A 25525-nucleotide genomic window follows, 5' to 3' on the forward strand; every position below is an offset into this window, starting at 1 on the left:
GTGAAAGTAGGAAAGCGAGCGGGCCGCAAAATTGAATTTTGCGGCCCGCTCGCTTTCCTACTTTTCTATTAGAGCTACTTGTTAGGAAGGATTCTCTTTGAGAAGCTGCTCTAGTTTCTGAGTATGCTGGCGGCGTATACTTGCGCGCTCGATAATGGCGCGCTCCTCGTCGTCCGCTGGCTCTAGGGGCGGAATGGGCGTTGGCTTGCGGTTCTCATCAAGCGCCACGTAGATGACGTTGCTGCTGGCGATCTTACGTACCTCGCGTGTAATGAGGTCCTCCGCTGTGACCTCGACGCCGACATCCATACTGGTGCGTCCCGCGTAGTGTAGCTCGCAATGCACGGTGACCACATCGCCAATGAAGGCGGGGGCCAGGAAGTCGAAGCGCTCAACTCTGGCCGTCACGACGTATGGACGATGGCAGTGCTTGATGGCGACGACGGCCGCGGCTTCGTCTACCATTCTCATGATCACGCCGCCGTGGACGTTGCCCTGGCTGTTGGCGTCGATCAGCTCCATGTTGCGGCGTGTGGTGCTGCGTGAATAGGCGATGCTATGCCCCTGGGTCAGGTCAACCTCGGGTAAGTTCTTATATCTATTAGCAATTCTCTCGAATGGATTCATTGGCTGTGACTCTCTCCGGCAAACAATATTTGTGTAACAATATACTTTATTATCTCATCACCAACAAGGCTGTAGATATGTAGCTAGCTGCATATTTCTATCCAGGGCAACAAAAAACTTCCCACAGGATCGCGGGAAGTTTTTTGTTGCCTGACTTACTTCTGAGCTAGTCTTCGCGGGCGCGTGAGCGCTCGTTCTGGGTCAGGTAGCGTTTGCGCAGGCGAATGTTCTTCGGCGTAACTTCAACCAGTTCGTCGTTGTTGATGAAGTCCAGCGACTGCTCCAGGCTCATCAGAATTGGCGGCGTCAGGCGTACCGAGATGTCAGATGTGGAGGAGCGGATATTGGTCTTCTGCTTCTCTTTACACACGTTGACTACCATGTCCATGGGGCGTGTGTTCAGGCCAATGATCATTCCCTCGTACACCTGGGTTCCCGGCTCGATGAAGGTATCACCGCGCTGCTGGGCATTGTTCAAACCATAGGTGACGGCGGTTCCTAGCTCGGAGGCCATTAAGACACCCATGCGTGTGGTACCCATCTTACCCAGCCAGGGTTCGAAGCCGATCAGAAGGCTGCTCATAGCGCCGTTACCCTTGGTCAAGGTCAGGAAGCTATTGCGGAAGCCGATCAAGCCACGGGTTGGAATCTTGTACTCGATGCGTACATTGCCGTAGCCGTCGCTGGCCATGTTCGATAGCTGGGCTTTACGTGTGGCCAGGACCTCGGTCAGGGCGCCGATATACTCGTCCTTTGTATCAATGACCAGGTGCTCAAAAGGCTCAAATGTATGCCCATGCTCATCCTGGCGCGTGATGACCTCGGGACGCGAGACCTGGAACTCGTAGCCCTCACGGCGCATGGACTCGATCAAGACGGAGAGGTGCAGCTCGCCACGACCCGAGACGATGAACTCATCGGGAGAGTTACCGTCCTCGACGCGCAGGCTGACGTTGACCTCCAACTCGCGATAGAGGCGCGCACGCAACTGGCGCGATGTGGGGTACTTACCCTCGCGTCCAGCAAAGGGGCTGGTATTCACGCCAAAGGTCATCTTCAGAGTTGGCTCTGAGATGGCGATGGTCGGCAGGGCCTCTGGCTGCTCTGGATCGGCAAGCGTCTCGCCAATGTTGGCATCCGAGATGCCCGTAACAGCAATGATATCGCCCGCCTGGGCCTCGTCGATCTCGACTCGCTGTAGGCCGCGGTTGGTAAAGACCAGGTTCACCTTCTGGCGGCTCACATCGCCATCGCGTGTAATGCGGGCCACACTACTGTTGGGGGTGATACGCCCACGTGTGATACGTCCAATGGCGTACTTGCCCTTGTAATCGTCATAGTCCAGGGCCGTGACCAGCATCTGGAAGGGCGAATCCATGTCGACCTTCGGTGCTGGAATGGTATTGATGATGGTCTCGAAGAGTGGCTCAAGACTGACGCGCTCATCATCGGGATTGCTCATGGCGACACCTTCGCGTCCAATCGCATAGAGCACGGGGAAGTCGAGCTGCTCATCGGACTTGGCTAGCTCCAGGAAGAGGTCCTGCGTCCATTCCACGACCTGGTCGATACGCGCGTCTTTGCGGTCGATTTTATTGATAACTACGATGGGCTTCAAATTAAGCTCTAGCGCTCTTTGCAGCACGAAGCGTGTCTGAGGCATGGGGCCCTCAGCAGCGTCAACGAGCAGGATACAACCGTCGGCCATGTTCAGTACACGCTCAACCTCACCACCGAAGTCGGCGTGTCCAGGTGTATCGATGATATTGATCTTGGTACCGTGATAGCTTACAGCGGTATTCTTCGCCAGGATGGTAATGCCACGCTCGCGCTCCTGGTCGTTTGAGTCCATAATCAGTTCGCCGACCTGCTGATTCTCGCGAAAGATGCGGCTCTGCTTGAGCAAGCCATCGACAAGCGTTGTTTTGCCGTGGTCGACGTGAGCGATGATCGCTACATTGCGGATGTCGGTTCGTTCTTTTAGCTGATTTGGGGTCTTTTCAGGGGTTGCCATAGTCGTCTCGGTATCGATAGCGTCAGAAATTTGCATGGTAATAGCGTAAACTCCTCAAGGGGCAAAAGAAAACCGGGACGTCCACGGCGCCCGGTGGATAAAGCAAGCAAGTAAATGGACCGACAATTCCAAGCTACATTGTAACGACTCCGCTCGCCTTCGTCAAGGCAAGCGTGAATTAATGGGTAGTGTATATGGAGGTGGTTTCGGACGGTACCGCCCCAAATCACCTCCATATACACTACTTCACTTCTTGAGCGCCGCAGGAGTGAATAGGCCTAGAAAAACGTGCGTGACTGCGCGGGATGCGTTCTATTTAATGCCTGGTCAACGCTGTAGCAGGCCGTAATCAGTGAAAGATGCGTAAAGGCCTGGGGGAAGTTTCCCAACGCCTCACCCGTAGGACCAATTTCTTCTGCGTAGAGTCCCACATGGTTTGCATAGCTCAACATCTTCTCCAGCATCAGGCGTGCTTCCTGGACGCGACCTGCCCGTGCCAGTGTCTCCGCCATCCAGAAGCTACATGGGCTAAACGTTCCCTCAGCGCTGCCCAGGCCATCGGGCGCGGCCTTCTTTGGATGATAGCGGTGAACCAGGGAGTCACTGCTCAAATCGCGCTGGATGCGTTGAATCGTGCTCAAGATGCGCGGATCAGTCGGACCCGCGAACTTTGTCAAGACCATAAGCAGCGAGCTTGCGTCTACTGCATCACTCCCATAGTATTGAACAAAGCTACCAATTTTTTCATTCCATCCCTTGCTCATGATCTCTTGATAGATCTGGGCGCTTGTGCGTGTCCAGGTATCGACGGGCGCGGGTAAACCCCGGTGGCGAGCCAGGCGTAGACCACGATCAAAGGCGACCCAGCTCATCAGACGTGAATGCACAAAGGGCTTGGGACCACCACGTACCTCCCATATTCCTTCATCGGGCTTTTGCCAGTTATCCTTTAGCCAATTGAGCAAACGGCACAAATTTTCCCATAGATCGTAGGAGATTGAGGCGTACTGATTATAAATGTAGATGGCATCCATTAGTTCGCCATAGATGTCGAGCTGTACCTGTGAGTAGGCCCCATTCCCAATGCGTACCGGGCTGCTCTTCTTGTAGCCTTCGAGATGATCCAGGGTAAGCTCGGTCAGGTCATGTCTGCCATCGATGGTATACATCGGTTGCAGCATCATCTCGTTATTTTTGAGTTCATGACAGCGTGTGTCGAGCCAGCCCATGAAGGCCTCGGCCTCCTGGGTGAAACCCAGTGTGAGCAGGCTATAGAGGCTGAAGGCGGCATCACGTAGCCAGGTATAGCGATAGTCCCAGTTGCGTGCGCCTCCCAGCGTCTCGGGAAGGCTGGTGGTTGGGGCCGCGACAATGGCCCCGGTCGGAGCATAGGTGAGCAGCTTCAGGACGAGGGCCGAGCGTTGCACCATCTCGCGCCAGCGCCCTTGATACTGGCACTGGGCGAGCCAGCTCTGCCAGTAGGCCATGGTTTCGTTGAACTCGGCGCGATAGTGCGCCTCCGAATGATCCTGGGGCGCGATCTCATCGCAATTGGTGCTTTCGAGGATGAAGCGTGCGGATTGCCCCTGGTGCAATATAAAGTGAGCTTCTACGCCACCCTCATCGTTTGTCTGCAAGGGAACGGAGGATACGAGCGCCAGGCACATGCTCTGACTATGAAAAATGACGCCTTCCCTATCATCGGCGAATGTCAATGTATGGGCGTCGCGAGCATAATTGAAGGCTGGCTGACAGACCATGTCAAATGAAAGCGAGCCGCGCACCACGGAGACCGAACGCACGATATGATGCTGGCGATGCGAGCGTTTGCCGCGTTTAATGGGCATAAAATCCGTAATCTCAGCAACGCCATCAATGGTCAGAAAGCGTGTAATCAAGATGTTGGTCTCGGGCAGGTAAATCTGCTTATGCCCCATGTTAGGAGTCTCGATGGGGGCGATGCGGAAGCGACCGCCTTTCTGGGTATCAAGCAGCGCGCCAAATATGCTAGGAGAGTCGAAGCGAGGGAGGCAACACCAGTCAATCGAACCATTCTTGCCGACCAGAGCCACGGTATGCAAGTCACCAATGATGGCGTAGTCTTCGATGGGCAGATAGCCATTTGCCGAGCGGTTGAGGGTCGTGGGCTGCGAATCTATAGCCATAGAAATCCTTTCGTAGCAATCTCTTCTACCTCTTATTAGAGATATACGATTAACAATCACCAAATAGACATATTGGTATGGCTGTATTGATCTCTGATAGGAGAAAAGGGTGTGGTGGTGGTTGCAGATCGCAACCACCACCACACCCTTTTCTCATTCGTAACTTATATATAACTACTTAATCTTCGCGAGTATTTGCTGTACCATATTTTTGAGGTCCAGGTGTGAGCGGGCATCCTGGCTGCCCAGGCAGGTGAGGTCGCTGCTCGTCTTGCCCTGGTAGGTAATCGTAGTTGAGGTACCGAAGGAGGCAGATTTCAGGCAACCGCGTTGGGGAATCTTGCTCACGTCGCCTACTGCCTGCAATGCGGTATGAAGTTGCAGGGTCGCGAAGGTGCCAGCAGGAAAGGTCTTATCCTGGTAGGTGCCGAAGTGCGTTTTGCCTTTCTGCGTATAACTCAGGCTGCCACTGCCATCGCTATGAATCACCAGCGTATAGCCGGGAGTATTGGTCGAGCCAGAATTGGTAATGGTGGCCAGGGAGCCACCAGTCGCTGCGCCAGAGCCGTGTCCTTTGGAGGTAGTATCAAATGCCGACATTGCTGTTATTCTCCCTATACTCATGGATGCAACGATAATAACTAGAAGGAGCACTATGGTTGTGCCTCCTATCCATAATACGCGCCTCCCTGGTAAAAAGGAACGATGTCCAGGGGTATTGATGTGATGAACTGACATAAATTGCACCTCTCCAGGATCAGGTTATCGCAGGCAGGCAAGGCCTGGTCAAGTCGTTTATCTATAGAATTACTTATTGGTGTGTCCAACAAATTGTAGGGTCCAAGCTTGCTTGGACTTCTCCCCAAGTAGGACCATTCTCGCCAGCGTGCAAAGGCCATGCCCCAGCATGGCCCCTACAGATCTCTTTGTAATGACGTTATCGACAGGAGAAAAGTTCCCCATGGATTGCTGCTATGCCGTTGGACGAATGCAACTCTCTCTTCCCATAAACAAATTGTAGGGTCCAGGCTTGCTTGGCTTCCTCTCGCCGCTAGACAGAAAAGCCATCGTCCTGGTGATATACTCCAAATTGATGCACTATTAAGTTTACGCAAGGAGAATATACCCTATGCAGCCATCCACACGTATCCTGGCCGTTGATGTTGGGACCGGAACCCAGGATATCCTTTTGTTTGAGAGTGGCAAAGAGATGGAGAACTGCTTCAAGCTGGTCATGCCCTCGCCCACTGTCATTATCGCGGAACGCATCAAGCAGACAACAAAAGTGGGAAAACGCCTGCTCTTAACGGGTGTTACGATGGGTGGTGGTCCCTGTCACTGGGCCGCTCGCGATCATGCGCTGGCGGGCTACGCCGTAGCTGTCACGCCTGACGCTGCTCGCACCTTTGATGATGACCTGGCGGGCGTCGAGCGCATGGGTTTTGAGATCATTGATGATCAAGAGGCCGAGCGTCGCGCCGCGCAAAATGATACCGTCCATATCGAGATGCAGGACTTCAATGCCCAGGCTATTCTGACGGCTTTTACGGCCTTTGATGTCGATCCCACTGTCGATGCCATTGCCCTGGCAGCCTTTGATCACGGGGCCGCGCCTCCTGGATATAGCGACCGGCGTTTCCGTTTTGACTTTATTACAGAGACGGTCCGGCGTCGTCCCTCCCCCAGCGCCTTTGCCTACCTGGCCCAGGATATTCCGCCCTCACTCACGCGCCTCCATGCGGTGGCGCAGAGCGCCAGGCGCTATTTAAGTCTGAGCGGATCGCGCCCGGACGCGCCTCTGCTCTTGATGGATACCGGCTCGGCGGCGGCGCTGGGTTCGCTCGAGGATGCCAGGGTGCGCGAGCAGCGTGAGTCTATTCTCTGCAATATCGGCAATTTTCATACCCTGGCCTTTCACCTGCGCGATGGCGAGATCATGGGCATTTTTGAGCATCACACGGGGGAGATTGATCGCGCACGCCTGGAAGAGCTGCTCCGTAAACTGGCCCAGGGCACATTGACTAATGAAGAGGTCTTTGCGGATAGCGGCCATGGAGCCTTAATTATCAAACGCTTGCATGAGACAAGCACTCAGCCAGGTGGGGACTTGCCCTTTCTCTCGGTGACGGGACCGCGCAGGGCGCTGCTGGATGGCTCTGAACTCAAGCCCTATGCCTGTACGCCTCACGGGGACATGATGATCACTGGCTGCTTCGGCCTCTTACGCGCGCTCGCGGACAACAATCCCGCGCTCGCTCCAGCCATTGAGCCAGCGCTACTACCTGCCTTCAAGCTGTCCTGAATACTATCCAGTTTGAGACGCTCCCCGGCCCTGCCAACCTGGGATTGTGCGCCTCTCTCGCTTGCCCTGGTCTATGTGTTGAGCCTTTGTCCTGGACAAGCGTGTGCAGGTGTTGTGTTTTCTATGTGTATATGGAAGAAGCGTTTGGGCGTGCTTAATTCATAGGCTTGCCGTGAGGGGTGAGGAATGGGATCGGTTACGAGTTCTGCGTTGGGGCTTGAGAGGAACATCGGCAGCGGTTTGGACACGGGTGACTTTTTCGCGGATTAACGATATCTGTGAATGGACGGCCTGGCGGGACTGCTGGAGTTTTCGCGCTATCTCAGAGGGGCGTTCATTAGCAACGATGTACTGGCATATTATTGCTTGCTTCTCAGTCAGACCTATGGCCGGGTGATCAAGAGCCAGGCGAGCCATATCTTCCAATTGACCATAACGACTACGTCGATAATCATTCAGGTCGTCCGGAGAGAAGAGCCATCGGTCGACGACACGTACTCCTGGTATGCGTCCTGCCTCAACCAGGTGCATAAAGTGCCAATAGCTCAGATCGAGGTGTTTCGCCGCCTCGTGAGTTGTCATCATGCCATTGAGATGCTGTAGGTTACGATGTAAATCGCTACTCCTAAGGACCATTGTCGGACGCCTTTCTACGGGTACAGCCGTGAGTTAAAAAGTGCCTGGCAAAAGACATTCTTAGTTACAATGAGTATAACATAGGAGCTTATCGTAGTTCAAGCTTGAGAATTCTGCAAATAGTCAAAAATAGGGAACGCTAGAGAATGCGGAGAACTTAGCCTTTGGGATAGTATTTCGCTCATCTCCGCATCCCAGTAGAGAAGAGAGCGCTTACTACTGATCCGAAACCCTGAGCGTTTATCCCCGAATGGGGGCGAAGCGCTAGTCGCGAGAGCGACGTTGGGTTCCGGAATAAAAATCTTAGCGACCCAGGTCAAATAGGCCCTGGAGGCGCATCGCCAGCATCATGTCGCCAGTCAGCTTGACTTTGCCTGCCATAAAGGCGTTCATTGCATCCAGTTTTCCTGCCGCGATGTCCAGCCAATCGCTATCCTTAATAGTGAAAGTCACGTCTGGCTTCTCGACGCCGCCCTCAATCAACTGGCAGGTCTGGTTCTCAATTTTCGCCGCGTACGACCCGGCCTGCTCGCCAGTGATATTAAACTGAAAGGTCTTGTTGAGTCCCGCTGCCCCTTCCGGCTTGAAGCGCGATTGTAAGGCCTGGAATGTTTCTGCTACTGTCATTTCTTTCTCCTTTGAATACGAGCAGGTAATTCCCTGCTGGCTATAGTATAGTCATAGAAACGCTAATGCCTTCAAGAACGCCGTTGAATACGCTCTTCTCCTCTTTTCGGCTTGTAAGCTTGTCTCCAGGATAGAGCCGGGCTCTTGTATACAAAGTCCTCTAATGATATGCTGACAGCAACAAGACATCGTTGGCGTGAACAAAAGATGTCGTAGAAAGAAGTAGGGGGTCCTATCATGTCCGGTGAGCGGATTGCGCGCAAGGTAAAAATCGAGGGCGGCTATCTCAATTTCAGCTCAGCCCACTTTATCACCTATGGTGGCAAGTGTGAGCGCTTGCATGGCCATAATTATGGTGTCCTGGTCGAGGTTGAGGGGACGCTGGGCGAGGATATGCTGGTCTTTGATTTTACTGTACTTAAACGCTTGACTAAGGAGATCTGCAAGCGCCTTGATCACCGCTTCTTGCTGCCTCTCCACAATCCGCACCTGCAATTGGCCTCCACCGAAGATGAGTGGGAGGTGTATTTCGCTGGCAAGCGCTATATCTTCCCACGCGCCGATGTGGCGGAGCTACCCATCGATAATTCGACCGCCGAGCGCCTGGCCGAGTATATTTGCAACGAACTCTGCCGTGAACTTCAGGCTTTTAACACCTCTAACCTCTCCTCTATTATGGTCGGCGTCGAAGAGGCCCCCACACAGATGGCTTACTATAAACTCTCGCTTAACGAGTAGCCATAAGGAGAAAAACAGCGGGTGCGCTCGAAAGCGCACCCGCTGTTTTTCTCCTTATCCCTGGCGTACGGCTTTGAGCCATACGGCTTGGGCGGCGGCAACCGCCTTGCCCGGCTGGATGTTATAACCGAGATAAGCCAGGCTGTTCTCAACAGCGCTTAGCGCGACCAGGACATCATTGGGGGTTATATAGCCCATGTGCCCGATACGGAAGATGCGCTCTTTCAGGGTTTTGCCCTGGCCCGCGGCATAGATGACGCCGAAGGTGTCGCGCGCAACCTTGAGGAAGGCCGCGGCCTCGACGCCCTCTGGAACCATGACGGCGGTCAGGGTATCGGAGGCAAACTGCTCTTCTGTGCACAACAGGTCGAGTCCAGCGGCCTTGATGCCTGCGCGGCACATCTCACCCATGAGGTGATGGCGCTCCTGTACCTGCTCCCAGCCCTCTTCTGCCAGCATGTTCAGCGCGGCTTGCAGGCCATAGTAGAGCGAGATGGGGGGCGTTTGTGGGGTCTGACCCTTGTCGTAGCTCTTGCGATATTCCTTCAGGCTGAAGTAGAACTTGGGCGTATGCGCCTCTTCCGCCTGGGCCCATGCTCGCTTGCTCGCGGCGATGATCATCATACCGGGAGGGCACATCAGGGTTTTCTGTGAGCCGGTGAAGGCGACGTCTACGCCCCACTCATCCATGTGCAGTGGAAGTGCGCCTACGCTGGAGACGCCATCGACGAGGACGAGCGCGCCATGTTTTGCGGCCTCGGCGGCGATCTCTTTCACGGGATTAAAGACGCCTGTACTGGTCTCATTATGTTGCAGGCAGACGGCTTTGATGCTGCCCTGGTGCTTGCTGAGCACCTCGGCAACCTCGGCTGGCTTGGCGGCGGTTCCTGGCTCGTAGTCCAGGTGCTCGACAGCATAGCCCAACTCCGCGTTGGCCTTGGACCAGCGCTCACCAAAATCGCCAATCACGACGTTGAGCACCTTGGCGCCTGCGGGCACAAAGTTGACCATCGCGGTCTCCCAGCCACTACTACCCGAGCTTGCCAGGACGTAGACCTGCTCCTGCGTGCGGAAAAGCGCCTGGAGCTTACTGGCAACGTCTTTTGCCAGCACGCTAAACTTTTCGCTGCGGTGATTGATCATGGGCATGGTCATGGCGGCGGCAACCTGCGGGGGAACAGGCGTGGGGCCTGCTAGATGTAGGGCAACTTTCTCTTTGAGCATGTGTATCTCTCCCTCGTTTCAGCAAACAAAAAAGGCACCATCAATCTGGTGCCCAGCCCAGGCGAGCGGCTGATACATAAATTAAACTGTTCTCCAGGCTTCCCCGTGGTAATCCACGTACGCGCCAGTTACCGAGAGAACACGGAATGTGTCTACTTTCTTCTTCCAGTATACCAGATATTCTGCATTTTTCCAGGGGCTGTGTGAGTCAGGTCCTCAAGATGAGAACCCGTCTCATGCAGCCCTGGAGCTTTTGTCGCGCCTAGCGTGTAATGAAGTCGCGGCCGATGGCGTGCGCCACTGCCTGCGCCTGTGGCATCAGTTCGTTGAACTGCTGAATGGTCAACGACTGCGCGCCATCCTTCAGCGCCTCGTCGGGATTGGGGTGTACCTCGATCAGGAGGGCGTCGGTTCCCGCGGCGATAGAGGCCAGCGTCATCGGCCCCACCAGGTGACGATGACCCGTGCCCTGGCTGGGATCTGAGATGATCGGCAGGTGCGAGAGTGTCTTCGCGACGGGGATGGCGCTGATGTCCATCGTGTTGCGGGTCGCCTTCTCGAAGGTACGGATGCCGCGCTCACAGAGGATAACGTTTTTATTGCCCTGTGAGAGCACGTATTCAGCGGCCAGCAGCCACTCTTCGATGGTCGCCGACATGCCACGCTTCAGTACGACGGGCTTGTTGGTGCGCCCAATCTCGTCCAGGAGCATGTAGTTCTGCATGTTACGCGTACCGATCTGGAGAATGTCAGCGTACTCGCAGACCATGGCTACATCAGATGGAGTCATGACCTCGGTAATCACGGCCATGCCGAACTCGTTGCGCGCCTTCGCCAGCAACTGAAGGCCCTTCTCACCCAGGCCACGGAAGCCGTAGGGGGAGGTTGAGGGCTTGAAGGCACCACCACGCAGGATGACGGCTCCAGCCTTGCGCACGGCCTCGGCGGCAGTCATCAACTGTGTCTCCGTCTCAACGGTGCAGGGACCCGCCATCATGACGACGTCTTTGCCGCCAATTGTGACGCTGCCACCGTCGACACAGGCCACGGGTACCTCGACCGTGGTATTCTCAGGGTGAAACTCGCGGCTGGCAAGCTTGTATGGCTTGGAGACGCGTAGGACATTGTCTACGCCGGGCAGACCCTCGAGAGAGTCCTCCAGGCCCGGAGTGATGCCGCCGATGCCACTGGGCAGGCCCGCGTTGCTGGTTTGCCCCAGCACACCAATAACGGTGCGCTCGACACCCTGTGAGAGGTGTCCCGAAAGTCCGTGGTTCTGCAAAAATTTCAATACGTGCTGTATCTCTTCGTTATTACTATGCGCCTTCATAACGACAATCATGAGTCCTTCTCCTTCTTCTCGCAAACAATTGAGTACGAGCAAACAGCGCTCGCGCTCCGGCCACCGTGACCACCTTGTCATAATTGCCGGGTCGATACAACTTACTTCTTTTCCGAAATCCCTGAGCGTGCTTGCCCCCGAATGGGGTTGGGTTTCGGAATAAGATCTTTGTCACCAACCTGCTTTTCTCTGTCGGTGATGAATAACAATAACTTGAGCCTGCCTGGACCTCTATTCAGCCTACACGCCCTATTTGTGTAGACCGTAGCTTGGGCGCAGGCGGATAGCTTCGTGCAAATACACGTGACGCATCTCGGCGTTGCTGCGCGTGCTGTTGACATGCAGCAGCACGCGGATGCACATTCCCAGGCTCTCAGGCACGGGAATCTCGCGTGCGCACATCAGCGGTACCTCGGTCCAACCGATCTCGCGTGCCGCTTTCGCAGGGAAGCAGGCATCAAGATCTTCGGTCAGCGTGAAGAGCGCGCTGGCGATGTCTTCAAGCTGAAGCTCATTCTCGCTGACGAGATGCTCCAACAGCTCTCTGGTTGCCCTACAGATCTCTTCCTCAGTGTTGTTCTTGACCGTTGTTGCGCCACGTATTCCTCGACAGTAGACCACTATGCTTTCACCCCTTTACCGGTTAAATACTCGCCCTTCTCGACCAGAAGCACTGGTAAGCAAGAACGAAAGTGTCTCCATTGTAAGGGATGAAGGCAAGGTTCTTCCAGCCCACGATGCTACTGTTGTAGGCGTGGTATATGCAAGTAGCCGTGTACGCCAGTAGCGGGCCAGCATATACCACGCCTACAATCACATTCCCTCCCTTTTTCTCTTTCCTATTTTGCCCAGTTCCTCTAGGCAAATATCCCTTACTACTTCTCCGAAAACCCTGAGCGCGCTTGTCCCCGAATGGGGGAAGCGCTAGACACGCCAGTGGCGTTGGGGTTCGGAATAAGATCTTACTGATTACTCCTGGTTCCCTGGTGCAGACTCTGGATATAGCTTTTGACTGCCCCAGGTTGCTCCTCTTCGCTAGTGCGGTCGATCAGGTTGACCAACGCACTACCAACGACCGCTCCATCGGCTAAGCGACTGATCTGCGCGATATGCTCAGGAGTCGAGAGACCAAAGCCGACTGCGATAGGTACCTGTTTGGGCTCGGTATAGCGCCGGATGCGCGCGATAAAGCTCTGCAGATGCGCTGGTAGCTCTGTGCGTGCGCCGGTGACGCCACTCAAAGAGACGCAGTAGACAAATCCGCCTGGTCCCTGCGCGACCAGTTCGACGACCCGCTCCATGCGCTTATCCTTGATGGTTGGCGGGATGAGGAAGATAAGAGCGAGACCATGCCGGGTTGCGGCCTCGCGCAACGGTTCTGCTTCGTCTGGGGGGAGGTCTGGTACGATGATACCACAAACCCCATGCTGGCGCGCCTCGGCACAGAAGCTCTCCAGCCCATAGGCCAGAATCGGGTTGTAGTAGCCCATAAAGACAAGCGGCGTCTCGCTTTGAGCGGAGATGCGTTCCGCGATGCGCATGCAGCCGCGAATCGACATCCCGCGTTCGAGGGCGACGTGCCCTGCGTGCTGGATGGTTGCGCCATCGGCCAGGGGGTCGCTGAAGGGCAATCCTAGCTCAATGATGTCTGCACCTCCCTCTATGGCCGCCTGGATAACGCGCACGCTCTGCTCTTCGTTGGGATAACCACACATAAAGTAGGGGATTAGTACGCCCCGCCCCTCCTCTCTGGCGCGCTCAAAGACGTGCGTGATGCGCGCCGCTGGCGACGCGATGGTTTCCTGTCGTCTCTCCATAAATCACTCCTCGTTTGCTTCGTCCGTTATCCTGGAATGGCTGGCGTCCAGGATAGTTGCGGTGAGCCGTGTTTCGTCTCCTGCCGCGTAAGTGCGTAGTAGCTCCTGAAGCTCTGCCAGGGCCTGCTCAATGTCTGCTCGCCCCTCGGCATGATGCGCCTCAATGGTAATGATGGCGCTGGTCGTGCTCTCCTGGGCTGCGCTTGGCTCGCTCTGGCGCCAGCACCAGCGTCTCGCGATGACCAGGCCCTGCTCATCCGAGAATACGACCTCGCCTACCTCCGGATGCTCGACTTCGTCTGCGCCCAGCAGGATGTAGCGCTCGCTGCCATCCGCGAAGTGGACCGTGACCTTGCCGGTGATGGACTGAATATCAAAGACCGCGACCGGCAGGCCATAGCGGATGCTGACCAGGTTGCCGATATCCACCATTGTATTGATGCAGGGAATATCTCCCTTCTTGGTCAGGCGGCGCAACAAGGCCTCGGCGGCGCTGCGGTACTGCGTAGGCTCAACACCAAAGCCACGAAAGGCACCACGCCAGGCCGCCAGGGATGGCAACTGGCTGAGCGGCGTCTTGCCAATGCGTTGGATGACCGCCTGCTGCTCGTTGAGATAGGCATCACGCAACCCTTCAGGAGTGGGGCCGTTGCGCAACCCGTGTGCCAGAATCACGCCCCCAACTACCTGGGGATAGCGCGCCAGTAGATCCGCGCTGTAGCCAAATGACATCATGTCGTCCTTTTCCCTTCTGTTTCTACAGGCTTACGTTCAGCGCCTTCGCGACGGTGATCATATCCTTGTCACCACGCCCGGAGAGATTGACGAGGATCAGTGAACCAGGGGCGATCTCGCCGCGCTCTCCCATCTCTAGCAAGTAGCCAAGCGCGTGCGATGACTCCAGTGCCGGAATAATGCCCTCGGTCCGGCTCAACTCTTGTAGGCCGCGCAATGCCGTGGCGTCGCTGGCGGCTCCATAGGTGGCACGCCCGCTGTCTTTCATATAGCTATGCTCTGGGCCGACGCCGGGATAGTCCAGGCCTGCCGAGATGCTGTGTGTGTCAAAGACCTGTCCATCCTCATTCTGGAGTAGGTAGCTCATAGCTCCATGTAGCACACCCGGCGTTCCCGCGACGAGTGTGGCCGCGTGTTCTCCCTGCTCCATGCTGCGCCCACCGGCCTCCACGCCGATTAACTTGACCTCGCTGGCATCGGCGAAGGGGTAGAAGATGCCTATGGCGTTGCTGCCGCCTCCCACACAGGCCAGGATCATGTCGGGGAGCCGTCCCTCAAAATCTTGAATCTGCTCGCGCGCCTCAGTACCGATAACAGATTGGAAGTCGCGCACGATGAGAGGATAGGGATGGGGGCCTGCGGCGGTGCCAAAGAGGTAGAAGGTGCTCTCGGCATTGGCTACCCAATCGCGGAAAGCTTCATTAATGGCATCTTTCAGTGTGCGCGAGCCAGTATCGACTGAGCGTACCTCGGCCCCCAGGAGCTTCATGCGAAAGACGTTGAGCGATTGTCGCTCGATATCGACGGACCCCATGTAGATGATGCACTCTAGCCCCAACATGGCGCAGACCGTGGCCGTGGCAACGCCGTGCTGGCCCGCGCCCGTCTCCGCGATAATACGCTGCTTGCCCATGCGCTTCGCCAGGAGCGCCTGCCCCAGGGCGTTGTTGATCTTATGTGCGCCCGTATGCGCCAGGTCCTCGCGCTTGAGATAGACCTTGACATCTGGTGCGACGAGCTTTGAGAAGCGAGGGACGTAGTAGAGTGGTGTGGGACGACCCACATAGTGCCGCAGGTACGCCTCTAGCTCGGCCTGGAAGGCTGGATCTTTGCGTGCCTCCTCATAGGCTGCTTCCAGCTCGGCAAAGGCCGTGGAGAGGCTCTCAGGGATAAACTGGCCGCCATATTCGCCAAAGCGTCCCCGCTGATCGGGATAGCGCTGGTGCTGATACTGTGGCGTCTTTTCCTCTTGTGCTTGCATGCGTATTATCTCTTTCTAGTCGTTCCAGAATTACGTGCTTAGCCCTGGCTGGTGCGTACCTGGCTCAGGAAGCGCTGAATTTTCTCGGGATCTTTCTGTTTCTCGCTTTCGACGCCGCTGCTGACATCGACGCCCCAGGGCTGAACCTGTTTAAGGGCCTCGCTGACGTTCTCAGGTGTCAAACCGCCCGCCAGGAAGATGCGTTGCCCCTGTGCTGCCTGGCGGGCCAGTTGCCAGTTCGAGACCTCGCCTGTTCCGCCCCACTGTGGTGTTGGCGTGTCTAGCAGGAGCCGCCACGCAACCTCGCGATAATCCTGCAACCTCGCCAGGTCGTCCTTCGTACGCAGGCTCAATGCTTTGATGACGGGTCTCTTGATACGCTGGCAGAACTCGGGTCTCTCATTCCCATGAAGCTGTACATATTGCAAGCCAGCCTCCTCCGCAACGTCGTTGATAAAGCTGGCCTCCTTATTGACGAAGACCCCAACGAGGTCGGGCACGCGTTGCCCCTTCTCCAGGCGCTGAGCGTAGCTGCTGCTCGCTACGATCTCGCGTACGTGCGCGGGCTCAATATAGCGGTGGCTTGGCTCATGAAAAATGAAGCCGAGCAGGTCCGCGCCTGCCTCAATGGCCGTGGTAATATGCTCCGCCTGGCGTAGGCCACAGATCTTGACCTGCGTGCTCGCGTTTGCCCCTCGCAGAAGACTCTGGATCTGCCCTGATATATTTTTTGAGACGACCAGGGATTCGCCAACGAGCATGCCCTGGACATCGTAGCGCGCCAGGCGCCGGGCATCCCCCTCGTTATGAATGCCACTCTCGGCGATAACAACGCGGTCGGCGGGAATCTGTTGGCGCATATCGCGAATGAGATCCGGGTGCATTTTAAAGGTCACCAGGTCGCGGCTATTGACCCCAATAACCATAGCCCCTGCCTCGACGGCGCGCCGCACCTCTTCCTCGCTGTGCGCCTCGACCAGGCACTCCATGTGCAGGGAGCGTGCCAGCTCCAGCAGGTGGCGTAGCTGAGTATCATCTAGCAGCGCGCAGATAAGCAAGATGGCGTCCGCGCCCCAGGCACGTGCCTCGTACACCTGGTAGTCATCGACGATAAAATCTTTGCGTAGCACCGGGATCTTCACGGCCTGCTTGATAGCCTGTAAATACGCGGGCGAACCCAGGAAGAAATGCGGCTCGGTAAGGACTGAGATGACCGCTGCCCCATTGGCTTCATAGGTTCGAGCCAACTCTACAGGAGTGGCATCCGTAAAATCATGGATGAGCATGCCCTTCGAGGGCGAGGCGCGCTTCACCTCCGCGATCAAGTGCACCTCTGAACGTGGCTCGAAAGCCCTCGCGAAGTCGCGTGGCGGCTCCTGCGCCCTGGCTTGCCGTTGTAGCTCCTCTAGTGGTACCTCGTGTTTACGCACTTCGAGGTCGAGACGCGTTTGTGTGACGATGCGATCAAGAAACATATTTTTACCTGGCAATCGACTGTGTACACTCTATAACATCGGCGAGGGTGCGCTTGGCTTTACCCTCGCGCAGTGTGGACTGGGCTAGTTTGATGCCTTCATGGATCGAAGGCACAAGATCATTGGCGTAGAGCGCGGCCCCCGCGTTCAGGCAGAGCATATGCGTCTTCGGGTTGTCGTTGTAGCTGCTCAGCAGTGTGCGCAGTAACTCCGCGCTCTCAGTGGCGTTCCCACCTTTGAATGCGGCGCGGTCACTGATAAGCGGCAGGCCAAACTCCTCCGGCCTGATGCTATATTCACGTGGCTCGGCCCCCCGGCGTATCTCACAGACATAGGTTGGCGCGCTGAGCGAGCATTCATCCAGGCCATCAGCCCCGTGTACAAGCAAGGCGTGTTGACAGCCCAGGCGTAACAGCACCTCGCCCATCTTACGCATCAAGCTGCGATCAGGCACGCCCAGAACTTGGTAGCTGGTGTGCGCCGGGTTGGTGAGCGGACCAAGAATGTTGAAGATGGTACGGACGCCGATCTCACGCCGGGTCGGACCAATATATTTCATGGCAGGATGGTAGACTGGGGAAAACATAAAGCCGAAGCCGACTTCCTGGACGCAGCGCGCAACCTCCTGCGGCCCCAGATCAATCTTCATACCCATGGCCTCCAGCACGTCCGCGCTGCCGCAATGGCTGGTTGCCGAGCGGCCGCCGTGTTTGGCGACTCTGGCTCCCGCAGCTGCTGCAATGAGGCCCGCGCTCGTGGAGACATTGAAGGTTCCTGCCTGATCACCTCCTGTGCCACAGGTGTCGAGTGCTCGTCCCTGGCTCTGCTCGTCGAGATGGACCTGGACGGCCTTATCGCGCATAACGCGTGCCATGCCCGCTATCTCTTCAATGGTCTCACCACCGGGGCGTATACGCAATACGGCCAGGAACGCGCCCATCTGGGAGGGCGTGGCGACTCCCGTCATCAGTTCTTCCATGACTTCGGCGGCTTCATCCTCGTTCAGGGTACCGCCGCTGGCGATATGCCCGATAGCCTCTCGTATCATTGCTCGCTCCCTCCTCGTTTTCTGCCTGTCGGCCTCGTGCCCCAGGCATCCTTACCGGGTTAAAAAATTGCGTAACAACTCTTTGCCTGCTGTTGTGATGATAGATTCGGGGTGAAACTGGACGCCCTCCACGGGATACTCGCGGTGGCGCAATCCCATAATCAGGCCGTCCTCCGTCTGGGCCGTGATCTCCAGCGCCTCTGGCAAGGTCTCACGCTCGACGATGAGGCTATGGTAGCGTGTGGCCTCAAAGGGTTTTGGCAGTTCTTGAAAGACGCCCTGGTTATCGTGATAGATGAGGGCCGTCTTCCCATGCACCGGCTCTGGCGCGCGAATAACGCGCCCACCATATACCTGTCCAATGGCCTGGTGCCCCAGGCAGACGCCCAGTAGCGGTGTGCGCGCGCCAAAGCGCTCGATCACCTGGCACGAGATGCCCGCCTCATTTGGTGTGCAGGGTCCCGGCGAGATGACGATGCGCTCGGGATGGAGCTCCTCGATCTCGTCAAGCGTGATCTGGTCATTGCGCTTGACGAGGACCTCCGCGCCTAGCTCTGCCAGGTACTGGTAGAGGTTGTAAGTAAAGCTGTCGTAGTTATCGATGAGCAGCAACATCTTATTGGTCCTTCCCGCTGGGTAGCGCGACCGTGGCGGCATGCGCCTGGAGATATTCGCGCGTAATGTTCTCGGCCTCGTCTACGGCGCGCATCTGGGCGCGGGCCTTGTTGATACTCTCCTGGTATTCCTTGGTTGGGTCCGAGTCGGCGACGACGCCACCACCAGCCTGCACATAGGCCACACTATCTTTGATTACCATGGTGCGCAGGGCTATGGCCGTCTCCTGGTTCCCGTTATGGCTAAAGTAGCCAACCGCGCCCGCATAAAGTCCGCGCTGGTCGCCCTCCAGCTCGCTGATGATCTCCATGGCGCGAATCTTGGGCGCGCCCGACACCGTTCCTGCCGGGAAGCCCGCGCGCAGGGCCTCAAATGGCGAGACATTCTCTCTCAGCTTGCCTGTGACGTTTGAGACCAGGTGCATGACATGCGAATAGCGCTCAATGGTCAGGAATTCATCGACCTTGACGCTGCCAGGCTCGCTTACGCGTCCCACATCGTTGCGCCCCAGGTCCACCAGCATGACGTGCTCCGCCTGCTCCTTGGGATCCTGGCGCAACTCGTCGGCCAGTTGCTGATCACTGAGGTAGTCTCCGCCTCGCGGTCGTGTGCCCGCGATAGGTCGAATCGTGACCTCCTCGTCTTCGTAGCGCACCAGTAGCTCTGGCGATGCTCCCACCACATAGAAGTCTTGCAGGTCGAGGTAGAACATATAGGGCGAGGGATTGATGGCTCGCAGCGCCCGGTAGACCGTAAAGGGGTCAGCCGTGATGCGGCGGCTGAAGCGTTGCGAGGGTACGATCTGGAAGGCGTCGCCCGCTTTGATATATTCAATCGAGCGGCGTACCATCTCCTCGTACTCCTCCTGCGTGCGATTGGAGGCCCAGGGCTCGGATTTATGTTCCAACTTCTCCGGCTCTGGCAGGGGAATGCGTACCGGCTGGCGCAGGCGCTGCTGCACATCCTCAAGGATGGCACTGGCCCGCTGGTATTCGGCTTGCAGGTCTGGCGCATCCAGGTGCAGGTGCGTGATCACGCGCACGCGCTGCTTGACATGGTCAAAGACCAGCACTGTCTCCGTAAAAATAATCACCGACAGGGGCAGATCAAGTGTGTTTTTCGCGGGTACGGGCACGCGCTCAAAGCGCGAGGCCGCCTCATAGGAGAGGTAGCCGACGCTGCCACCGAAGAATTTGGGCAGTTCGTTGGGCGCCATGTCGGGCGGCAAGACCAGTCGGTACTGCCCCAACTCCTGCTCAATCAGGGTCAGGGGATCGTGGCAGGGAACCTCTTCTCGGCGTGTGTTGACCTCACCCCGCTCATTCTTGCTCATCTTGAGCAGGGTCGCGGTCTCTTCGCGGTGCACCATGACCATGTAGGGGTCAATGCCGATGAATGAATAGCGTGCGACTTGCTCTCCCCCGGTGACGCTTTCGAGGAGAAAGCTATAGGGATTCTGGGCCGTTTTGCAATACGCGGAAACAGGGGTCTCCATGTCGGCCAGGATGTCACAATAGAGGGGCAGTATGGGTCTGCTCTTTCTGACAACCTGACTACCCGTCTCTATGTCATACAGCCTTTGAATTTCGGCGAGCGATGGCGAGTATAGCATGCTCAAAATCCTTCTCTCTGTTCTGGCGGGGCTTCTGAAGTGATTCACTTCAGAAGCCCTTTCACTTTGTGTTAACCCAGACCTACAACTGTTTTGACGTTGCGAACTGTCTCCTGCGCGATGGGGCGAACCGCGTTCGCTCCTTGCTTAAGGATGTTCTCCAGTTCACCCATGTCATTGATATATTCGTAGTAGCGTTTCTGAATAGGTTCCAGCGTGGCAACGAGCTGCTCGGTGAGCGTGGCCTTGAAGTCTCCATAGCCCTTGCCCTCGAATTCGGCTTCGATCACCGCCTGCTCTTTGCCCGTGATCGCCTGGTAGATGCCTAGCAGACTGGTGATGCCGGGGCGCTGGGGATCAAACTTCACCAGGCGCTCAGAATCTGTTTGCGCGCGTCCGATCTTCTTCTTAATGACCTTGGGATCATCCAGCAGGTTGATGCGTGACTGCGGATCGGGGTCGCTCTTGCTCATCTTCTTGGTTGGCTCACTCAGCGACATGATGCGCGCCGCGACATCGCGAATCTGTGCCTGTGGCAGCGTAAAGACTGGCTGTTTGTAAAGGCTATTGAAGCGCTGGGCGATATCGCGTGTCAGCTCGACGTGCTGACGCTGGTCATCACCAACGGGGACATAGTGCGCGTGGTAGAGCAGGATATCGCTGGCCATCAGGACCGGGTAGCTATACAGGCCGTTGCTCACGCTATCCGGATCATCCGCCGCCTTGGTTTTGAACTGCGTCATGCGGTTCAACCAGCCCATAGGAGTGAAGCAATTGAGAATCCAGCTCAGCTCGGCGTGTTCCTGGACGTGCGACTGGACAAACAGTTTGCAGTGTTCCAGGTCCAGTCCCACCGCCAGGTAGAGCGCCGCTAGCTTGCGTGTATTCTCGTGCAGCTCTCTGGCGTCGATGGGCAAGGTAATCGCGTGCAGGTCAACGATACAAAAGATGTTTTCGTACTGTGCCTGTCCCTCGACCCAGTTGCGGATGGCTCCCAGGTAATTGCCCAGGTGAATATTGCCAGTCGGTTGCACACCCGAAAAGGTGCGTTTCTTCACGGGAGGCTTGCCAGTTCCCGCCGCTAGCTGCTCAGTGGCTTTCGCATTCATCTCAATCGTCATTGCTCCATCTCCCGAATAAACATGTATTTATAGAAAACAAAAAACGCCTCTCATCCCCCACAGGGACGAGAAGCGTGTCGCTTTCGTGGTACCACCCTTGTTCAGATTATCCGCCAGTATCGTGTTGTTTTGCTGCCTAACTTGCTTTTCTAGGTTGCGAATAATCCCTCTTTGCCGGATACGGCCTCGTCAGAGCGCTCAATCTTTTTCTCTACTTCTGGCTCTGTCCTGGTGACATATCCTGTCCTCGATAACGGGGGACGTTCCGAAAGAGTACTACTAATTCTATCGGCGTAGAACGTTCGCTCTTTAGCTTGCAGGCCCATTCCATAGCTGTGCTGATATCGGTTTCCACCATCCCCGACTCTCTGGCATCGTCGACAGGCTATGTACTTTTCCTGTTCATCGCGTTCGGTATTTCTTTGTGCGTATGAAAAAAGTATAGTAACAAATTTGTGTTCTGTCAAGTGCTATATGCGCGCATTTTCGCTTTCTTCATTCATATTTTTCCATCAGGGCCTTTACACTTTTGACATATGTATGATTGAAGATACCGTAGTGATCCAGGTTCCAGGAGCCTTCGTTATAGGCGCTGACCACCTTGTCCAGGTCGCCATCATAGCGCTCCCACAATTTGTAGAGGTAATACGTTCCCAGGCGGATATTATCCTCAAGCTTATAGGGGTCGCGCCTCGTACTAATGGTACTGTTGAGTGCCTTCGCCGTATAGGGCATAAGTTGCATGACACCAATGCCGCCATCCTTGGCGATGACGTGCTGCTTCCAGCCGCTTTCCTGCCAGGCAATTGCCAGAACAAGGTCCGCTGGAAGACCATAGTCGTTCGCGTACTGGCGCAGCATATCTTCCACCTGTGTCTTTGAGGAGCTTTCCAGTGCTGTGTAGGCATACCAGCGTACGCTTCCATCTTCTAATATTCCAGCTTCTTGTATCGTTTGGGGCAGACAGAGCTGCTGGCCATAGAGAATCAGGTTCATATTCAGCAGGTAATTAGCCTGGGCGATATCCGCTAATGAGACCCCAGATTGTTGCGCGATATGATTGAGGTTATCTCCCACCTGGACGGTATACCATTTGCACTCCTTGCCCGCCCCTGGATCGGCTGCGAAGGTCTGGAAGTGGAGAAAACTCATCGTAAACAGGAAGAGGAGCAAGACACCCAACAACGGCGATGGCAGCATCCCTCTGCCCCTTCTCTTCTGCAAAAAGTATCTTCTCATCTTGCACTACCCCCTCCCCTTACAACTTTCTGCCTGCAACACATCTTTACTATAGACCCCTCTTGTATAAACAAATAGCAACCCTTTAATGCTATATTGAGTTTTGAAAGTCCCTGGCTGTGCTGAAATAACGCTCTTGACGGCTTTTTTCCTGCATGTTACAGTGAGGAGAAATGTCTACGCATATGACTGGCTAGCAAGTTTGGAGAAACGGGGCCAAGAATGATGAAAGCAGGCGAAGCGCTGAGCGCGACGGTCGAAGAATATCTGGAAAGTATCTATAACATGAGCGTTGAAGGCGAACTCGTGATTGGCGCGCGTCTGGCCGAAAAATTTGGGGTCTCCGCGCCTACCGTGACGGAGATGCTAAAACGCCTGGTGAAATCTGGATACATTGAGATGGACAGCAAACGCCATATCACCCTTACTGAGGCTGGTTATGAGGCGGCGGAGGCCGTGCTACGCCGTCACCGCCTGACCGAACGTTTCCTGGTGGATATGCTGGGAATGCAGTGGCACCAGGTGCATGAAGAGGCCTGCCGCCTCGAGCACTTTATCTCTGGCGCGGTCGAGTCGCGTGTGATTGCTAGCCTCGATCTGCCTCAGACCTGCCCCCATGGCAATCCTATTCCCGGCATCGTTCCCAATGCTCGCACCTATCTCAAGGATAATCATGCCCTGCGCCTCTCCAGTGTTTCCGAGGGGCAGCAAGTCACTGTGCTCTGTATCTCTGAAGTCGTTGAGGATGAAGAGGCGTTGATCCTCTACCTGCATCAGAAAGGCATTACCCCTCGTATGCATGTGACCGTGCTTTCGCAAGAGCATGTGGAGCCTGACGTCGATCCCACTGCTCGTGGCGAGCAGTTCTTGCTACAAGTGGATGGACGCCAGGTCGCGATTAGCAAGGCTTCTGCCGCTAAAATCTGGGTCGTTGCCAACTAAAGCCCATTCCCTCTTGCTAACATGCCTTCTCATCTTGTGCGCATTGCCAGGACCAGTCAGCCTCTAGAGTACCGAGCGCAGGCTGGTCTTTTCGTCTCATTCTTGGACGAGATCGACGCATATTTGCTATACTGCCTAAAAATAAGGATGTTGGCCTCGTTCTCTTCTTTACGGCGAGAACAAATATATCTGTGCGTCTAAATACTTACTACTTATCCGAAAACCTGAGCGTGCTTGTCCCCGAATGGGGGAATCGCTAGGCACGCCAGTGACGTTGGGTTTCGGAATAAGATCTTAGCGAGATTGTGTGAAAATATTATGAATGATGAGCATGAATCTTCTCAGTTGAGACCTTCCCTGGATGCAGAGTGGCAGAAGGCACCAGCACAAAAAAGACGTGCAGGCGTGATCTTGTCTGAAGAGTCAGTCAATGCACAGACCGAAAATTCGCGTCGAGACTGGCTCATTGGGATAGGCATGGTGCTCTCCTTTATGCTCTACTATCTGCTAGGAAATACCAATCTCCCCTTTGGGATCTTGAACGATCCCCATGTTGTGCCAGCCTCGCTCCTGCCCTTCCTGGGCCTGCCTTTTCTCCTTATATTTCTGGGCCTGGCCTGGATGCGCCTCCCTCTGGCCCTGGGACTCTTTCCATTGACGCTGCCCTATTTTCAGGATCATTACCCAAAGACCGTCTACAAAACTCTGCATTTTAGCCTGGCCGAGATCGCCATCTTTGCCATCTTTGCGCTGGCGCTGGGACAGCTTGTCTTGAAGAAGGAGGTGCGCGCCTCTTTCTCCTGGCGGGCGCTGCGTGAGCGTCTCGGCCCCTTCCTGTTCCCGGCTGCGATCTTTCTGCTCGCGGCCTGTGTCTCAGTCGTCATTGCCTATTCGCGTAGCAATGCCCAGGTGGCCCTGCGCAAAGAAGTGCTGCTGCCGCTGCTCTATGTGGTGCTGGTCCTGGGCTATATTCGCACGCCACGCCAGGTAACAAATCTGCTCAAGGGGCTTATTGGCGCGGGTCTGATGATCGGCCTCTTTGGTGTGATTCAGTATTTCTTCATGAAGAATACCCTGGCTCAAGAGGCTGATGGCGTGCGCATTCATACCGTCTACGGCAATGCGAATAATATCGGTCTCTTTATCGATTATGGGCTTCCTATTGCCCTGACCTGGCTGGTGGCGCTCAAGCTCTCCTGGCGCCAGCGCCTCCTGATACTTGTGCTCTGTCTCCCCATGCTGATCTCGATCTTCCTGACGCAATCGCTCGGGGCCTGGCTGGCCCTGGGAGCCGCGCTCCTCTTCATCGGTGCGCTCTCCCTGCCCAATCGCAACGTCTTGCTGATCGCGACGGTTGTCTTGCTGGTCGTCGCAGGTGTCGTCTTTGCGCTCTACCATGACCGTATCCTTGGCTTTGTCGTGGGACGTCACTCCAGCCACGGCGTGGGTACGGCTGAGAAGCGCATCTATCTCTGGCAATCCGCCTGGCATATGATCCAGGATTATCCCTGGTTTGGTGTTGGGCTTGATAACTGGCTCTGCCACTATAGCCTCAACAGTGTGTGCCACACATCGATGTACCACTACTGGATTGTCAAAGATCCTATAACTGGTGCTTCGACGGGGATGAGTGATGAGCCAACGCTCTCACATCCGCATAACATCTTCTTGCATGTCTGGGTAAGCATTGGGATCTTTGGCCTGCTGGCCTTTATAGCGCTGCTGGTACTCTTCTTCTGGACCTTCTCTCGCATCCTGTTGCGTCTTCGTATTGCCCCACTGGCTGAGCGTGCCGTCTATCGCTGGCTGGTGGTAGGTGTTGGTGCCTCCATGGTGGCAGCCCTGGTGCAGGGTCAGATCGATAGCGCCTTCCTGGAACAGGATCTCGCCTACTGTTTCTGGTTGCTGTGTGCCGCGTTGCTCATTCTGCGCCAGCTCACACAGACCGCCTGGTGGCGCGAAAAAACCAGGTAATTTGTGAGCGG

Annotated in this window: 22 protein-coding genes and 1 riboswitch; of the genes, 4 read left to right on the forward strand and 18 right to left on the reverse strand. The window is 55.8% G+C overall.

What is annotated here, in order from left to right; all coding sequences use genetic code 11:
• Positions 1-81: 81 nt before the first annotated feature.
• From JMJ16_RS30035 to JMJ16_RS30050, 4 genes are all read right to left on the reverse strand, one after another.
• A complete protein-coding gene (locus JMJ16_RS30035; RefSeq protein WP_007905712.1) occupies positions 82-627 on the reverse strand; it encodes an acyl-CoA thioesterase in 546 nt (181 codons plus the stop codon).
• Positions 628-793: 166 nt separating this feature from the next.
• Positions 794-2641 carry a translational GTPase TypA gene (gene typA, locus JMJ16_RS30040; RefSeq protein ID WP_201389184.1) on the reverse strand — a complete coding sequence of 616 codons (1848 nt, stop codon included), beginning with the start codon at positions 2639-2641 and terminating at the stop codon, positions 794-796.
• 278 nt (positions 2642-2919) lie between these two features.
• On the reverse strand, positions 2920-4806 hold the full coding sequence (locus JMJ16_RS30045) for a glycoside hydrolase family 15 protein (RefSeq protein WP_201387573.1): 1887 nt from the start codon (positions 4804-4806) through the stop codon (positions 2920-2922).
• Between the two features lie 174 nt (positions 4807-4980).
• Positions 4981-5406, reverse strand: a complete 426-nt coding sequence (locus JMJ16_RS30050) for a hypothetical protein (protein ID WP_201387575.1) — start codon at positions 5404-5406, stop codon at positions 4981-4983.
• Positions 5407-5935: 529 nt separating this feature from the next.
• On the opposite strand from JMJ16_RS30050, the gene JMJ16_RS30055 reads away from it, so the two are divergent.
• Entirely contained in the window at positions 5936-7108 is a 1173-nt protein-coding gene (locus tag JMJ16_RS30055) for a DUF1786 domain-containing protein (RefSeq protein WP_201387576.1), read from the forward strand.
• A 159-nt stretch (positions 7109-7267) separates the two neighbouring features.
• Here the strand turns inward: JMJ16_RS30055 and JMJ16_RS30060 are convergent, their stop codons facing one another.
• A complete protein-coding gene (locus tag JMJ16_RS30060; RefSeq protein ID WP_007905702.1) occupies positions 7268-7744 on the reverse strand; it encodes a helix-turn-helix domain-containing protein in 477 nt (158 codons plus the stop codon).
• 303 nt (positions 7745-8047) lie between these two features.
• Positions 8048-8371 carry an SCP2 sterol-binding domain-containing protein gene (locus JMJ16_RS30065; protein WP_201387579.1) on the reverse strand — a complete coding sequence of 108 codons (324 nt, stop codon included), beginning with the start codon at positions 8369-8371 and terminating at the stop codon, positions 8048-8050.
• 237 nt (positions 8372-8608) lie between these two features.
• Between JMJ16_RS30065 and JMJ16_RS30070 the strand changes: the two genes are divergently transcribed.
• Positions 8609-9109, forward strand: coding sequence for a 6-pyruvoyl tetrahydropterin synthase family protein (locus JMJ16_RS30070; RefSeq protein ID WP_201387581.1), 501 nt, complete (start codon positions 8609-8611; stop codon positions 9107-9109).
• 54 nt (positions 9110-9163) lie between these two features.
• On the opposite strand, the gene JMJ16_RS30075 is transcribed toward JMJ16_RS30070, so the two are convergent.
• The 12 genes from JMJ16_RS30075 to JMJ16_RS30130 form a co-directional block, all read right to left on the reverse strand.
• Positions 9164-10333: an alanine--glyoxylate aminotransferase family protein gene (locus tag JMJ16_RS30075; protein ID WP_201387583.1), complete on the reverse strand. Its 1170-nt coding sequence runs from the start codon at positions 10331-10333 to the stop codon at positions 9164-9166.
• Between the two features lie 48 nt (positions 10334-10381).
• A riboswitch (ZMP/ZTP riboswitch) is annotated at positions 10382-10475 on the reverse strand.
• A gap of 120 nt (positions 10476-10595) precedes the next feature.
• A complete protein-coding gene (aroF, locus tag JMJ16_RS30080) occupies positions 10596-11675 on the reverse strand; it encodes a 3-deoxy-7-phosphoheptulonate synthase (protein WP_201387585.1) in 1080 nt (359 codons plus the stop codon).
• 249 nt (positions 11676-11924) lie between these two features.
• Positions 11925-12296: a chorismate mutase gene (gene aroH / locus JMJ16_RS30085; protein ID WP_201379249.1), complete on the reverse strand. Its 372-nt coding sequence runs from the start codon at positions 12294-12296 to the stop codon at positions 11925-11927.
• 341 nt (positions 12297-12637) lie between these two features.
• Positions 12638-13492: a tryptophan synthase subunit alpha gene (gene trpA / locus JMJ16_RS30090; protein ID WP_201387588.1), complete on the reverse strand. Its 855-nt coding sequence runs from the start codon at positions 13490-13492 to the stop codon at positions 12638-12640.
• A gap of 3 nt (positions 13493-13495) precedes the next feature.
• Positions 13496-14227 (reverse strand): B3/4 domain-containing protein, encoded by a 732-nt coding sequence (locus JMJ16_RS30095; protein ID WP_201387590.1) that lies wholly within the window; start codon positions 14225-14227, stop codon positions 13496-13498.
• Between the two features lie 22 nt (positions 14228-14249).
• Positions 14250-15488 (reverse strand): tryptophan synthase subunit beta, encoded by a 1239-nt coding sequence (gene trpB, locus JMJ16_RS30100; protein WP_201387592.1) that lies wholly within the window; start codon positions 15486-15488, stop codon positions 14250-14252.
• A gap of 38 nt (positions 15489-15526) precedes the next feature.
• The gene (gene trpCF / locus JMJ16_RS30105; protein ID WP_201387594.1) at positions 15527-16963 is read right to left on the reverse strand and encodes a bifunctional indole-3-glycerol-phosphate synthase TrpC/phosphoribosylanthranilate isomerase TrpF; all 1437 of its coding nucleotides are present in this window, start codon (positions 16961-16963) and stop codon (positions 15527-15529) included.
• Positions 16964-16967: 4 nt separating this feature from the next.
• Positions 16968-18011 carry an anthranilate phosphoribosyltransferase gene (gene trpD, locus JMJ16_RS30110; RefSeq protein ID WP_201387596.1) on the reverse strand — a complete coding sequence of 348 codons (1044 nt, stop codon included), beginning with the start codon at positions 18009-18011 and terminating at the stop codon, positions 16968-16970.
• A 51-nt stretch (positions 18012-18062) separates the two neighbouring features.
• The gene (locus JMJ16_RS30115; RefSeq protein ID WP_201371701.1) at positions 18063-18626 is read right to left on the reverse strand and encodes an aminodeoxychorismate/anthranilate synthase component II; all 564 of its coding nucleotides are present in this window, start codon (positions 18624-18626) and stop codon (positions 18063-18065) included.
• A 1-nt stretch (position 18627) separates the two neighbouring features.
• The gene (gene trpE, locus JMJ16_RS30120; protein ID WP_201387598.1) at positions 18628-20238 is read right to left on the reverse strand and encodes an anthranilate synthase component I; all 1611 of its coding nucleotides are present in this window, start codon (positions 20236-20238) and stop codon (positions 18628-18630) included.
• Between the two features lie 71 nt (positions 20239-20309).
• Entirely contained in the window at positions 20310-21347 is a 1038-nt protein-coding gene (gene trpS, locus JMJ16_RS30125) for a tryptophan--tRNA ligase (protein WP_201389186.1), read from the reverse strand.
• Positions 21348-21854: 507 nt separating this feature from the next.
• A complete protein-coding gene (locus tag JMJ16_RS30130; protein WP_201387599.1) occupies positions 21855-22559 on the reverse strand; it encodes a LysM peptidoglycan-binding domain-containing protein in 705 nt (234 codons plus the stop codon).
• Between the two features lie 261 nt (positions 22560-22820).
• On the opposite strand from JMJ16_RS30130, the gene JMJ16_RS30135 reads away from it, so the two are divergent.
• Positions 22821-23540 (forward strand): metal-dependent transcriptional regulator, encoded by a 720-nt coding sequence (locus JMJ16_RS30135; RefSeq protein ID WP_201371704.1) that lies wholly within the window; start codon positions 22821-22823, stop codon positions 23538-23540.
• 411 nt (positions 23541-23951) lie between these two features.
• On the forward strand, positions 23952-25514 hold the full coding sequence (locus JMJ16_RS30140) for an O-antigen ligase (protein ID WP_201387601.1): 1563 nt from the start codon (positions 23952-23954) through the stop codon (positions 25512-25514).
• Positions 25515-25525 lie beyond the last annotated feature (11 nt).

The sequence above is a fragment of the Ktedonobacter sp. SOSP1-52 genome (assembly GCF_016587395.1).